This window comes from Natrialba hulunbeirensis JCM 10989 (genome assembly GCF_000337575.1).
GTDB classification, from domain to species: Archaea; Halobacteriota; Halobacteria; order Halobacteriales; family Natrialbaceae; genus Natrialba; species Natrialba hulunbeirensis.
In genome coordinates this window covers 92,396-106,344 of the sequence record NZ_AOIM01000043.1, presented here as the reverse complement: position 1 = coordinate 106,344, position 13,949 = coordinate 92,396, and the positions used below count along the sequence as shown (strand labels likewise).

Sequence of the window (13,949 nt, the reverse complement as noted above, 5' to 3'; positions counted from 1 at the left end):
GAGTCTGTGAGTGTATTCGATTACCGACTCTCTTTTCTCCATTCGTATGGCGGCCATAACAATAGCTGACTCTGGCCACTGTCGTTCTGTGGCACCCGTTCGCATTCGTGGGGCCGATCGCGGTGGGCTCTACGACCAGCGGACGGCCACGAGAGACAACCATGAAGCTCGCACTCATCGGCTTTGGGCAAGCAGGCGGAAAGATCGTCGACGAGTTCCTGGCGTACGATAGCGCCATCGACAACAGCTTCGTCGAGGCGGCAATCGCGGTTAACTCCGCGACGACGGATCTGCAGGGACTCGATCGCGTTCCACAGAAGAATCGCGTTTTGATCGGCCAGGCGCGCGTGAAAGGTCACGGCGTTGGGGCGGATAACGAACTCGGTGCGGAGGTCACCGAGGCAGATATCGACGAGATACAGGGTGCGATCGATCGCATTCAGGTCCACGAGATCGACGCGTTCCTGATCGTCTCCGGCATGGGCGGTGGCACCGGTTCGGGAGGTGCACCCGTACTCGCACAACACCTGAAGCGCATCTACACCGAACCCGTCTACGGTCTCGGCATCCTCCCCGGCACCGACGAGGGCGGCATCTACACCCTCAACGCCGCGCGGTCGTTCAAGACCTTCGTCCACGAAGTCGACAACCTGCTCGTCTTCGACAACGATGCCTGGCGCAGCGCCGGCGAATCGGTCGGCAGCGGCTACGACCGGATCAACCGGGAAATCGTCGAGCGCTTCGGGCTGCTCTTTGCGGCCGGCGAAGTCGGTCACGGCGATCATGTTGCCGAGAGCGTCGTCGACTCCTCGGAGATCATCAACACGCTCGGCAACGGGAACGGAAACGGTATCTCGACCATTGGCTACGCCAGCGAAGTCGTCGAACCCGAATCTGACGGCCTCCTCTCGTCGTTCCGGTCGGAAACCGAATTCGACGAAGGGACTGCGACGAACCGGATGACGAGTCTCGTTCGGAAGGCTACCCTCGGTCGACTCACGCTGCCAGCGGATGCCGCAAGCGCCGATCGCGGCCTCGTTGTCGCGACCGGGCCGCCAGAACACCTGAACCGCAAGGGGGTCGAACGCGGCCGCCAGTGGCTCGAGGACGAAACTGGAAGCATGGAAATTCGCGGCGGCGACTACCCACTGCCCGGCGAGGACGAGGTCGGCGCGATCGTCCTCCTCTCGGGCGTCACCGACGTACCGCGAATCGACCAGCTCCAGCAGGTCGCCATCGAGGCCCAGGAAACCACTGAGAACGTCCGCGCACGGGCACAGGACGACTTCGCCTCACTGGTCGACACCGGCGGCGAACTCGATGCGCTGTTCTGATCCGATACCGACCATGCGGTGACGAGTCCTCGTTGCTTCGCGTCCGATTTCGCTTCGCGACTCTGATTCCTTCCACCCGATCACGGTTCCTGCGGTGAGCCGTACGGACGTACCGGACAGCAGTGAAACGACTGTTTGACCCGCGTTCGGCGGCGGTATGCGGACCATACGCGATTACTACCTGTCGTGGTTTTGTGGGACAGCGTGTCAGCAAACGCGCCCGAAGTCGTCGCCACATCGGTCTTCGAGGTCGACGACTGGTTTCTATCCGTGTCAGTCAGCCTAGTCAGACAATAACGAACTATGATATACCTGACCTACGAGATATGCCGAGACAGCACCAACGGGGATCAAACGCGGGGTCGAGTGCAGGCACATCAGTGCGGGCGGCGGTCAAATCCGTTCTCCTGCGGTCTGATGGACCCACAACGATCGAAGAGTGTCGTCGGTGTGGTCGTACGACCGAGTCGCCAGACACCGAGTGTCCAACCTGTGGCTGTACGGACGTCGTGACGTATCGGATCGAGTGAACAGCGACCCGGCCGAATTCTCTGTCAACTGTGACGTTCAGCACCGCCAGTAGATTCATTTTCCGGGAGCCAAGGGATGGAAACGTGTTCACCGCCGGAGACAGAATCTGACGCCCAAGAGAGTCATCCCGGTTCAGTCACTCCAACTCGAGTTCGCCACCGAGTACACCCGTTTCGATCCCCGTTTCGATCTCTGACCGCCGACCGTCAAGCACTGCAAATCGCTCATCGCGGCGCTGTTCGAGCCAGTACAGCAATCGCTCGGCCCACGCGAGTTTGTCCGCCTTCACCGCATCCACTGACTCGTCGTCGAAGTCCCACCCAACGAAGACGAGGTGAGCAGCGCCGAGGTGATCCGCGAGAAACGCGGCCCGATCACCGTCAGTAAAGCCACCGAAGTTTTGAACCGGTCCGCTCGGAGAGGCCTGCGTCGTTGGGAGGACGTACTCGTCCTCGCAGTCGGGAACGACGCGCCGAATCTCGGGCACATTGTCGCCATGAGCGTGAACTGCCACCGGGACGTCGATCGCCGTGAGTCGCTGCACTGTCTCCGGATTCTTGTCCAGATCAGTCACCATACAGTCGACCGGAATCTCGTGTGCAGCGAGCACGTCGGCCGCCGTCGACGCCGCGATGACGACATCCGCATCACGGGCGGACTCGAGTGCCCCGTCCGTCTCGAGTGAGGGGCCGGCACCGGCGATGGCGACGGTCGCGCCGTCGATCGCGGAGAGCCGTGCGAGGTCGAACGGTGTGGTCAGCGAAGCGAGTACATCGCGAGCCTCCTCATCACCGGCGCGAGGGTAGCCGAAATCTCGGCAGATGGCCTCGTAGATGGGGTCCCAGGTCTCGAACTCCATGTGTCGGTGAGTGGTGGGCCGATGGTTTGTGCTGTTCGGTTGTGGCGGTGTGGGGTGGTGAGAAGTGAGCGGTCTGTCGTAGCCAGTCAGGAGTAGCAGTCCGTACTGACCCCGCACCAGTACACCACAGCGTCACCACTGTGCAACGTAGTGACCCAATAATTCGAGTTGTGGGCCGGGGAGTCGCCTCCAAAGTACCCCTACCCGGGAGGCCGCCCGGCGTCCACTCTCTCATTTCGAAGCCTTCGGTATAAGCTTTCTCTTACTGCAGTACGTTGTCGAGTTCGCCACCAACCGTTGAAATATCGCCGTCTAACGCCTCCAAACGTGCTGAAACGGCAGTAATTACACGGCGAGAGCCGATCAACAGCGTCTCCCCCTCGACCGTTCGATGAATCGAAATGTTCCCTTCAGCACCGCTTCCGACACCGCCGCCGTCGGTGCTATTACCACCCCCACTGTCACCACGCCGACCAGTGGGAGTAGGTGCCTCACGAACTGCCGTCACTGCCGACGTAAGCTCGTCAAATTGGGCCTCTGAGAGGCCGGTGAACTCGAGTACCTGTGGCTGTACCGCGTCCACGATGTCGGGGTCGACGCCGCGCTCTCGGAGCTGGCGTTCGAACGTCCGTGATGTGTTGGTGTCGAGGCGTGAGGCAGTGACCGAGCCGGCAGAGACGCTCGCACGCTCCGAAAACGCCGACCCGATGAGCGCTGCATCACGCGTTTCGGCCACGTCGTGGGTCCGGATAATGTGTGCACCGCGTTCGACCGCCATCGAGGTCGCTGCGAGGCTGACGGGAAGTCGATCTTCGGTCTCGCGATCCGCAATCGCACCGAGGAAGTTCTTCCGGTTGATCGAGACCAGCATCGGCTGACCAAGTGCACGGAACTCCCGAAGCCGGCGGAACGTCTCCTGGTCGTCCTCGAGTGTCTGTGCCTCACTCCAGCCGCCGAAGGCGGGGTCGATGATCGTCTTCTCGGTGAGGCCATTCTGTTTGAGTGCTTCGTAGACCTGCTCAACGTAGTCAGCCTCCGCGGCCCACTCGGGCGATTTTCGGGCCGACCAGTCGGTTTCCTCGACCGCGCCGGGACGCTCGAGATCCGGCGGACTCCCCATCTTCGCGACGGCGACGTCGTACTCCGCACAGACGGTCGGCATCTCTGGGTCGGCAAACCCCGCGATGTCGTTGACCATGTCGAAGCCCTGTGAGAGCGCCGCCTCGGCGACCTCGTGGTAGCGCGTTTCGATCGAAAAGACGGCGTCGCCCGAGACGCTCTCGATGGTCTCGAGTGCGACGTGGAGGCGCTCGAGTTCCTCCTCGGCCGAGAGCACGTCGAAGCGTTTGTTCGCGGACTCGAGCCCGATGTCGACGATGTCCGCGCCCTCGCCGATCAGTTCCTCGTCGACGTACTGGGCGGCCTCGCCGGGGTCGTCGTAGACGCTCGGATCGTAGGGGGATTCCTCGCTGACGTTCAACACGCCCATGATCCGCGGTGGGTGCTCGTCGCCGATTTCGAGCCCGGCCGCGTCGACACTGTTCATACCCGGAGTGAGGAGCGGAGACTGAAAATCGACGCGGTTGCGGTGAGTGACGCAGTGATCTGAAGCAGCCATACCCGGCTACGACGACTGCTCTCGGCCGGACGGTAACGCGGGATGGTCTCTGCGACCAGCGGCAACGAGAGCGCGAGACAGCACTACCAGAGGAGAACACAGGCATGAACACAAGGCGGAGTCAACTGCCCCGCGCACGGTGGCGCGGGGCTTGTCAGTGAACTCGGCCTCTGCCGACCGTAGTTAGTCGGACGGGACAAATCCCCGGTTCGGCGTCACCGTTCCTGACTTCAGGGCGAGTTGACTGTCGCCCGTCCGCCGAGACGACTGTAGGCCCCGACGGACAAACCGCCACCCAATATTCTTTGCACCCACGTAATCCGCATTCTGTGTTGCACCGCAGGACTCACACTCAAACTCCGCCTGTTGCAACCGATTCCCGTCGCTCGTATGCCCACAGTCGGGACACCGCCGACTCGTGTTCTTCGGACTTACAAACTCGACACTAATCCCGTGGGCTTCAGCCTTGTACTCCACAAGATCAACGAGTTGCCGGTGTGCCCACTGGTGGAACTCCTTGACAGGTGGCGCACGCTCTCGGATGTGCTTCAGGTTCTCGAAGGCGATGTATTCGCAGTCGTGTGTGCGTGCTTCTTCGAGAATCTGATTAGCGACTTGATGAAGCTGGTCACGGAGATACCGTGATTCTCTCCCGCTCATCTGCTGAATCGTCCGATGAGCAGATTGTGTCCCGGTCTGCTGAAGGGTTCCACGGATCCGCTCGAACTCCCGGTGGCGGTGCCTGAGTTTCCTTCCCGACGCAAAGTACGCTGTGCTGGTGGTGGCGATGTTAACGATGCCGAGGTCAACGCCGAGAACTGTCCTGTCCTCGTCGTCATCCTGTATTTCGACCTGTTTCTCGGGCTTCGGTTTGCGAAACCCGAGGTGGAGGTCGTAGTCGCCATCACGCTTTGACAACGTAGACTCCGTTACTTCCCACTCGTCACCGGTGAGGTATTCGTGTTGATACCCGTCTTCTTCGTCGGGGAGGTTCAGGTTACACCGAATCCTCCCATCGACGGTGGAGAGCGATACAGACCCATCATCGAATAGCGTCATCGTCCGGGTGTCGTATTTCACCGTGTTACTGGTAAACTCCGGCCGAGACGTTTTGTAGTGTTCGTCAAGATCTTCGATTGCTTCGACACCATCGAGTGCGACTGCAGCCTGATGGGTGGCGAGGATTGCGTGCTGGCTCCCGAGACGTGTTTCCTCCAACACCGTGTCGTAGGCGAGGTCTTGGAGGTAGGTTTTCCGCGTCTCACCAACGTCCCATCCGATGCGGCTACTGATGTTACAGGCAGTTTTCCACTCAGTGATGGTGGCCTCGAGCAAGTCCTGTTGCTCGTCGGTGAGGATAGGGCGGGTGATTGCGGTACGTCTCAAGTAGTCGTCTGCCACGGGTTTCAATAGATAATAGAGGTACTTAATATAATGTGGTATGTGGCGGCGAGTGTCGGCTTCAACCCCGCCCACGGTGGGGCGGGGAATCCGCCTTGGTTTCGTTTTGAATACACCATCAGAGCGGAAGAGAACCACCAGACCCCCACTCGCGCCTAAAACCGGCGTCAGGACCAGTGACCGACACTCGACTGTTCGTCACCCGACCCCTCGTCGCCAACCGAGGCGTCTCCGTTCTCGCCTGTACCGGCTGAAGCATCGTCGCTGTCGGACTGGTTGGTTTCGTCGGTCGCGTCGTCTTCGTCTGCCGACCCAGAACCAGCACGATCAGAGCCGTTCTCGCGACCGGACGAAGAGTGATTGCGGTCGGACCGGTCTGGACTCGAATCCGAACTCGAATCCCCGCGTTCGCTACGACCATCGGACGTATCGCTCCGTCGTGACCGACTCCCGGTCGACGACGATCCACTCGTGTCATTGGCGCCCTCCTCGAGTGGCGCGAGTCGTGAATCGCGCAACAGTACCTTCTTGACTATCGAGGGGTTCTCGAGGAGGCGGTGTTTCGCGTGCGCCCCACGCCCGCGCCCCCGTCCCTCACGTTCGGACTGGATGACGTTGAGGAAGTTCTGCTCCTGGAGGATCTCCTGCACCCGGCGCTCTGAGAGCACGTCGAAGTCGAGGCGGTTCGCGACCTCCTTGTACTGGTTGTAAATGATCTTCGTCGGGAACTCCTTCTCCGAACTGTTCTCGGTGAGCAGCGTCAGCGAGTACAGAATCGCTTTGGCCTGCTGTGGCGAGCCCTCGATGAGTTCGTTGAACCGGTCGGCCTCAGTCTTCTCCTTGGCGTCGCGGACGTGATCCGCCGTCACGCGCGTCGCGTTCTGCTTCTTCGCAATGCGGCCCGCGTTCCGGAGGATGTCGATTGCCTTTCGCGCGTCACCGTGTTCCTGCGCTGCGAGTGCCGCTGTGAGTGGTATTACGTCGCCCGAGAGCACGCCGTCGTGGAACGCGTCACGGCGCTTCTCGAGGATTTCGACGAGTTGGTTGGCGTCGTACGGCGAGAAGACGAGTTCGTCCCGCGAGAGACTCGATTTAACACGTTCGGAGAGGTGATCCGGGAAGTCGATCTTGTTCGAGATGCCGATAATCCCGATACTCGAGTCCGAAATGCGACGGTTCTCGCCCGCGCGTGAAAGTTTTCGGAGCACTTCGTCGTCCTCGAGCATGTCGATCTCGTCCAGAATAACGATCGTCACGTCGGTACAGCGGTCGACGGCCTGCCAGAGGCGCTTGTAGTAGTCGCCGGTACCGAGGCCGCGATCGGGAATCGTGATCCCGCTTTCACTCGAGTCGTTGACGAGCTGGGCGATCGTCTTGATGATCGAGGCTTCGGTGTTCTGTTCGCCGCAGTCGATGAAGGCGTACTTTACCGTCACGTCGTCCCGGCGTGCTTCGCTGATCACGCGCTTGGTTACCGAGCGCGAGATGAGCGACTTGCCGGTTCCGGTCTTGCCGAAGATGAACAGGTGGTTGGGTTCGCTCCCGAAGATGGCCGGATTCAGGGCGTCCGCTACCCGTTGCATCTGTTCATCCCGGCCGACAATGCGGTCCGGGCCGGGCAGATGCGTGATTTCGAGCAATCGCTCGTCGGCAAAGACCGGATCGTCGTACCGAAAGAGTGGGTCGCGATCGTCGTTGGCGGACATTGCAGTACCGGGTGTCTTCCAACTGGACTGAAATAAAGGTATGGAGATCGATCGCGGATGTAAATAACATGTGTTCGAGACTGTACCCGCTATAAAACGCCGATCCAACCACTGGGACAGAAACCGCCGCCCTCGCGCTTCTAACAGCTGTGAGAAAGACATCAATGAGCGGTCACTGTGGCCTCGACACCGACACCCCCGTCGCGTATGTAAATTCGCAACACGGCGGTCTAATCGAAGGGCGAAGATCCCCGTTTTGAATCCGTTTCCGAAAGCAGCGTGTGAACGAAAATCAGTGTAGAATCCACGCTCACTGAGCGACAAAACTAGCACCGATGTCTGACGCACCGGACGAACGATGACCCATTTGGGGCACACACCCCCGTCGCGGATGTAACGCCGAGAGGGTGGGGGGGGGGTTAGCTGATCTCCATATTTCGGTGAATATGACCGGTATCCCGGCGGATTTTTCACTCGCGACACAGGTGTGTTGCAGAACAGAACCCCCCTAGCCAGACAGCGTTACAAACGCGATGGTGGTGTGTCCCCCCTCTACAAGACGGCGACACGTTTTCTCTGCAGTAAAACATCCGTCTCGAGTGGTCTACCACTCTAATACACATCTCGCTCGTTGTATTCAACGTGTGTGTTCTAGAACTAGAGAGGAGTGAGTGACTAGTGATACTAGAAGTAGTACTAAGAAGTGGTACTAGAGATATCTCTCCCTCTCAGACAGTACCAATTCTCGTTCAGGCGGTTCCAGAACATCTTCTCCAATTCCAGAGTATAGACATACGAACACACAAACATACATTCACCTCACAAACGCCAGATCACAAACACCGAACCATACACAGCGAACAGGTCACTTTTGGCCTCCCGTTCGATACTCAGTATGTGACTCTCGAGTTCCATGACTGACGCGAACGACCACCCACAGCAGGACGCGACAGTTGACGATCTCCCGCCCCATCGAACACCGCCTGCAGTCGCCGTTGTCGACGCACAGTTTCCGGGCAACGTCGGTACCATCGCCAGAGCAATGAAGAACTTCGGCTTCAGTGATCTCCTCCTCGTCGACCCGCCGGAACTCGATCCTGACGGCGAGGCCTACGGCTTCGCCGGCCACGCACGCGACGATATCCTCCCGAACGCGACCGAGATTTCCTTCGATGAACTCGTCTCAGACTATCACACGATCGGCTGTACCGCTGTCACCAACGAGGACGACCGCAGCCACATGCGCTTTCCGTTCTCCACGCCTGCCGATCTCGCCGAGCGACTGCCAACCGTCGAGGCCCCGACTGCACTCATCTTCGGGCGCGAACGCGTCGGGCTGACAAACGAGGAACTCGCCCGTATCGACGAAATCTGTGCGATTCCCGCGAGCGCGGAGTATCCCGTCCTCAACCTGGGCCAGGCCGCGACGATCACGCTCTACGAACTGCGATCGCTCGCGCTCGCCGAAGACGAGACCCAGCTCCCCGACCTCGAGCGTGTCCGTGCAAACGAAGCAACTGTTGATCGACTCTACGACCAGTGGGCCGACCTCCTCGAGGAGATCAATCATCCGCCCGAAAAACGCGACAAGACGATGCGAATGCTCCGGCGCGTCTACGGCCGCGCCGACCTCACCGAAGGTGAGGCGAACACATTCCTCGGACTCCTTCGGCGGGCGACGGAGCGGCCAGCAGAACGCGACTGAACGGTGGTCAGAACCGCCCGATCCTCAATCGTTTTCGCCCGATTTTCAGTTGGTTTTCGTCTTCAGGATCGCTTCTGAATCTCCTCACGCAGCAACTGACTCACAAGGTCGCCATCGGCCTTCCCGCGAAGCGCACCCATACACTCGCCCATGAGTCCGGAGAACGCCTGCATCCCTTCCTCCGCAACCTGCTCTTCGTTTCGCTCGACGACGCCGACAACTGCCTCGCGGACCTCCGCCTCGTCGGCACCGCCAAGTCCCGCATCTTCGGCCGCCTCCTCGGCAGTCTGATCCGGCTCTTCGGCCAGTACAGTGAGCAGATCCGGGACGCCTTCGTTCGGCAACTCACCAGCCTCGACCAACTGCAGGACCGACGCGATGTGCGCCTCGGTCAGCGCCTCGATTGGAACGTCGTCGCGCCGGAGTTCGGTCAGGGTAGACTCGAGTGTCGTCGCGGCGAGCGTCGGATCGATGCCGTCTGCTACCACGTCCTCGAACAGCGGCATGTGTTTGCCGTAGGCGACCTGTTCTGCGAGACCTTCGCCGAGGTCGAACTCGTCCTGGTAGCGTTCGACCTTCTCGGTGAGCAGTTCGGGCTCCGGAACCTCGCTCGGGTCGGGTTCGACGGGTGGCACGTCGGTCTCGGGGTACATCCGCGCCGCACCGGGGAGCGGGCGCAGGTAGCGGGTCGTGCCATCGTCGTTCGCGCCGCGGGTCTCTTCGGGGACGCCCTCCAGCGCGGTTTCGGCGCGCTCGGCGGCGGCTTCGATTGCGGCCTCGGCGACATCAGTGTCTGCGGCGACGATGGCGACGGCGTCGTCCGGTCCGGCACCGACGGCCTCGCGCAGCGCCGCGACTTCGTCCTCGGTCACGCCGTAGGCGGGGAGCTCGTCGGTGTGGAAGATGCCGCCCGCGCCGTGGCGCTTCGCGTGATCGGAGAGTTCGGTGCCGAGCCGTCGATCAGGCGCGATCTCGCGGCCGACGATACCGTCGAAGCCAGCGAGCGGGACGCCCATCACGGCGCCACCGGAGTTGAGCGCGCCACCAATAACGCCACTCTCGGTGTCCTCGAAGACGTCCGTCACGTCCTGTACGTCACCCACGGATGCATCGCGCTCGGCGAGTTCCTCTCGGATCTCGACGAGTTCGCGCTGCCGGGCGGCCTCGGTGCGGACGATGTCGTCGATGTCGTCCAGACTCTGGACACCCTTGATCTCGACGCGCGCGCCGTCCGCGATGGAGACGTTGACGTCCTGGCGAATCGTCCCGAGCCCGCGCTTGACCTTCCCCGTCGAGCGCAGGAGCATGCCGATCCGCTCGGCGGCCTCGAGGGCCTGCTCCGGCGTTGAGATGTCTGGCTTCGTGCCGATCTCGACCAGCGGAATGCCGAGTCGATCGAGGCTGTAGCGGACGCCGTCGTCGGTTTCCTCGACGCGCTGGGCGCTCTCCTCTTCCAGCATGAGGTCCTCGATGCCGACCGCGCCCTCACTGGTCTCGATCTCGCCGTCGGTCGCGATCAGCGTCGAGCGCTGGAAGCCCGAGGTGTTCGAGCCGTCGACGACGATCTTGCGCATGACGTGGGCCTGATCGACCGGAGACATGTCCATCAGCTGGGCGATCTCGAGGACCGTCTCGAGTGCCTCCGCGTCGAGTTCGTGTGGCGGTTCGTCGTCTTCCTCGACGAGACAGGTCGAGTCGTAGGCGAGGTACTCGAATTCGCGGTCGACGCGGCTCTCCTCCAGCGCGGCCTCGTCGATTTCGCCGAGTTCGCTCCGCGTTGGGTGGAGGTAGCGGGTAAAGGTTCGATCGGCCTCCTCAGGTTCACGAAGTTCGGTCGGACACTGGCAGAACAGTTTCGTCGTCGTATCGAGTTGCTGGTGGATCTCCAGCCCGGCAACGAGTCCGAGGTCGTCGTAGTCGAGGTCGGACTCGGCCCCGGAGCCGGATGCGGTCTCGCGTGTACTCATTGCGCGGTAGTCGGTGACGGAGGGGTAAAAAACCGTCCAGTTGCGCTGCTGTCTGGTACCTGGGTCTCAGTTCACAGTATCTACTCCTTCATCCGCGTCACGACAAGCGAAGCGAGCACCCAGACTCCGCAGTAACTGCTCAGTCGTCGGACGCTTCCTGTGACACCGCAGACTCTTGTACTGCATCACCTCTCCCGCTCGCTTCGTCTGACTCGTCCGCCTCATCCGCCTCATCCGCCTCAACCGCAGGGCTACTCGAGTCCACTCCCACCGTCCCCAACCCAGAACCCGACAGCACACCCTCGACACCAGCAAGCAGGTCGGGAAGACCGACTTCGACGCCGCGCTCGCGACACGCCTCGTAGCGCTCCCGCGCCGCCGCACCCACACCGTTGCGTTCTGTGAGCGGCGTGGTTTCGACGAAGATCGGTTGCTCGACGGACTCGAGTGGATCGAGCACGAGCTGGTTGCCGGCGGTAAGCGTCAGGTCCGCGAGGACGGTCGCATCTGCCTGTGTGATGTGCGACTCGAGTGCGGCGCGGTCATCAGCCGAGAGTGGGGCGAAGGGTTCGACTGTAACAGTCTCGACCGTTCGGCTGCTGCTATCACTGTCGGAGGCGGAGACTGCCCCCTCTGCAAGTCGGGCTGCCGTCTCTGCAGCCGCGTCGCCGGGTGTGACCGGACCGACCGACACATCGTAGCCGGCGGTGGCGAGTCGTGCGACCGCGCTCGCGGCGGTCGTGCCGGTGCCGAGAACGTGGGCGTGGGTGGCGTTGTCTCCTGGTTCGCTGGCGGCGCTCTCTCCAGGCTGTTCGGCTCCAGTGCCCGAAACCGCCGTGGCGTCCGGAAGCGCCGTCACCGTCTCCGTCCCGGTCACCGGGTTCGTCGTTACCGTCGCGTTCGCGTCGAACGCCTCGGCGAGCGCGTCGGCCGTGAGCACTTCGTCTGGTGTGCCACTGTCGTGGACCGTGCCGCCGGCGAGCAACACGAGCCGATCGCAGTAGCGCGCCGCCAGATCCAGGTCGTGAATCGCTGCGACCGCTGTCCGGCCTGAGTCGACCAGTTCGCGTACGAGTTCGAGCGTCTCGATCTGATGGTTCACGTCCAGACTGGCCGTCGGCTCGTCGAGCAATAGCGCGGGCGTCTCCTGGGCGATTGCACGCGCGAGGACGACCCGCTGGCGCTGGCCGCCGCTGACCTCGTCGATCGGTCGCTCTGCGAGGTCCGTGGTCCGGGTCCGCTCGAGTGCCCGCTCGACTGCGTCGCGGTCCTCGTGGGTCGGCGCGGCAAATCGCGAGCGGTGCGGGTGGCGGCCCATTTCGACGACGTCGCGAACGGGAAACGAGAACGACAGCGAGGTATCCTGCGGGACGACGGCGACGAGTCGGCTCGACGCGCGCGAGGAGACGGCATGAACGTCGGTGTCGTCGATCGTTACGGTTCCCGAATCCGGTGTGATCGCGCCGCTGATGGCGCGCAGCAGGGTGGTCTTTCCGGCCCCGTTCGGGCCGACGAAGCCGACGAACTCGCCGGGTTCGATCGAAAGCGAGGCGTCTTCGAGCACGCGCAAGTCGCCGAAGGACAGCGAGAGGTCGGTGACGGTGATCGGTGCTGGCTCGAGGTGTGTCTCGGTCTCCTCGACCGGTTCGGGTTCGGTAGCCCCGGAGTTGACCCGGTTACTCGAGTCGGTCACAGCGAATGCACCTCCCGACGAACGAGCAGGAACAGGAAGAAGGGGACGCCGACGAAGGCGGTGACGATGCCGACCGGGACTTCGGCCGGCCCGGTGCGGGCGATGGTGTCCGTCGCGACGAGGAAGGACGCGCCGGCCAGCGCGCTCGTCGGGAGCAAAATCCGGTGATCCGGGCCGACGATCAGGCGCATGATGTGCGGGACGACGAGGCCGACGAAGCCGATAACGCCGGCGACCGCGACGCCCGCCGCCGTGACGATGCTCGCGAGCGCGAGCAGGAGTAGCTTGGTCCGTTCGACGTCGACGCCGAGGTGGTGGGCGTCCTCTTCGCCCAGCAAGAGGACGTTCAACTCGCGTACGTACGCGCTAAGGACACCGACACCGAGCAACGTAACCGGCAGGGCGAAACCAACGTCGCTCCAGGTCGTGTTGTTCAAATGCCCCATCATCCAGACGACGGCCTGTCTGAGGTCGTCGCCGCTGTGGACCAGCATGTACGAGATCAGCGCGCCCAGAAAGGCCTGAATCGCGACGCCGGCGAGCAGTAGGGTCGCGACCGGCGTGCGTCCGCCCTCTGTCGCGATAGCGTAGACGAGAAACGCCGTCACGAGCGCGCCGACGAACGCCGAGAGGTGGATACTCCCGAGCGGTACGATTGCGGGGAAGGCGATAGCGGCCACCGCGCCCGCCGCGGCACCCGAGGAGACGCCGATGATCGACGGATCGGCGAGCGGGTTCCGGAAGAACCCCTGCATGACGGTTCCTGCGGCAGCAAGCGAGAAACCGACCGTCGCGGCGAGCGCGATTCGCGGCATTCGGATCGTTTCGACGATCAACTGGTGTGAGCCGGCGACGTCGAACGAAAAGACGGCGGTGTACTCGAACGCCGGGACCAACACGGGAATCGCAACTCCGAGAACGGTGACACTCGAGGACGTCACCGAGACACCGGTTGGGACGACGATGGCGTTCAGCGCAGCCATCGCGACCGTCACCGGATCGATTCGGACCGGGCCGAGCGCGGCACTGACGAGGACGACGGCAACGAGCAGGACGAGAAGTCCTGCCGACCACGTGGCAGTGCGGCCCGGTTGGTACATACTGTGCAAGCACGATTGCTTTAGCCAAATATTTG

At 62.1% G+C, this 13,949-nt stretch carries 8 protein-coding genes and 1 pseudogene; 2 read left to right on the top strand and 7 right to left on the bottom strand.

Annotated features, from left to right (window positions below; translation table 11 throughout):
• The first annotated feature begins 161 nt into the window (after positions 1-161).
• On the top strand, positions 162-1,334 hold the full coding sequence (locus tag C483_RS19025) for a tubulin/FtsZ family protein (protein ID WP_006654994.1): 1,173 nt from the start codon (positions 162-164) through the stop codon (positions 1,332-1,334).
• A gap of 667 nt (positions 1,335-2,001) precedes the next feature.
• Here C483_RS19025 and C483_RS19010 read toward each other — a convergent pair.
• The 4 genes and pseudogenes from C483_RS19010 to C483_RS18995 all read right to left on the bottom strand — a co-directional run.
• On the bottom strand, positions 2,002-2,724 hold the full coding sequence (locus C483_RS19010; protein ID WP_006654992.1) for a 6-hydroxymethylpterin diphosphokinase MptE-like protein: 723 nt from the start codon (positions 2,722-2,724) through the stop codon (positions 2,002-2,004).
• Between the two features lie 262 nt (positions 2,725-2,986).
• Positions 2,987-4,270 (bottom strand): dihydropteroate synthase, encoded by a 1,284-nt coding sequence (gene folP / locus C483_RS19005; protein ID WP_049912953.1) that lies wholly within the window; start codon positions 4,268-4,270, stop codon positions 2,987-2,989.
• 255 nt (positions 4,271-4,525) lie between these two features.
• On the bottom strand, positions 4,526-5,743 hold the full coding sequence (locus tag C483_RS19000) for an RNA-guided endonuclease InsQ/TnpB family protein (protein WP_049912965.1): 1,218 nt from the start codon (positions 5,741-5,743) through the stop codon (positions 4,526-4,528).
• Between the two features lie 473 nt (positions 5,744-6,216).
• A pseudogene (locus C483_RS18995) lies at positions 6,217-7,449 on the bottom strand (Cdc6/Cdc18 family protein); the annotation flags it as partial.
• 913 nt (positions 7,450-8,362) lie between these two features.
• Between C483_RS18995 and C483_RS18990 the strand changes: the two are divergent.
• Entirely contained in the window at positions 8,363-9,154 is a 792-nt protein-coding gene (locus C483_RS18990; RefSeq protein WP_006654988.1) for an RNA methyltransferase, read from the top strand.
• A gap of 62 nt (positions 9,155-9,216) precedes the next feature.
• On the opposite strand, the gene gatE is transcribed toward C483_RS18990, so the two are convergent.
• The 3 genes from gatE to btuC all read right to left on the bottom strand — a co-directional run bounded on the left by gatE (position 9,217) and on the right by btuC (position 13,914).
• Entirely contained in the window at positions 9,217-11,121 is a 1,905-nt protein-coding gene (gatE, locus tag C483_RS18985) for a Glu-tRNA(Gln) amidotransferase subunit GatE (RefSeq protein ID WP_006654987.1), read from the bottom strand.
• Between the two features lie 139 nt (positions 11,122-11,260).
• Positions 11,261-12,814 carry an ATP-binding cassette domain-containing protein gene (locus C483_RS18980; protein ID WP_006654986.1) on the bottom strand — a complete coding sequence of 518 codons (1,554 nt, stop codon included), beginning with the start codon at positions 12,812-12,814 and terminating at the stop codon, positions 11,261-11,263.
• Positions 12,811-13,914, bottom strand: coding sequence for a vitamin B12 ABC transporter permease BtuC (gene btuC, locus C483_RS18975; RefSeq protein WP_006654985.1), 1,104 nt, complete (start codon positions 13,912-13,914; stop codon positions 12,811-12,813). Before btuC ends, C483_RS18980 begins: the two co-directional genes overlap by 4 nt.
• Between the last annotated feature and the right edge of the window lie 35 nt (positions 13,915-13,949).

Coding starts and splice junctions, on each gene's coding strand:
- C483_RS18990 (WP_006654988.1), top strand. CDS start 8,363: ATGACTGACGCGAACGACCACCCACAGCAGGACGCGACAGTTGACGAT.
- folP (WP_049912953.1), bottom strand. CDS start 4,270: ATGAACAGTGTCGACGCGGCCGGGCTCGAAATCGGCGACGAGCACCCA.
- C483_RS19010 (WP_006654992.1), bottom strand. CDS start 2,724: ATGGAGTTCGAGACCTGGGACCCCATCTACGAGGCCATCTGCCGAGAT.
- gatE (WP_006654987.1), bottom strand. CDS start 11,121: ATGAGTACACGCGAGACCGCATCCGGCTCCGGGGCCGAGTCCGACCTC.
- btuC (WP_006654985.1), bottom strand. CDS start 13,914: ATGTACCAACCGGGCCGCACTGCCACGTGGTCGGCAGGACTTCTCGTC.
- C483_RS19025 (WP_006654994.1), top strand. CDS start 162: ATGAAGCTCGCACTCATCGGCTTTGGGCAAGCAGGCGGAAAGATCGTC.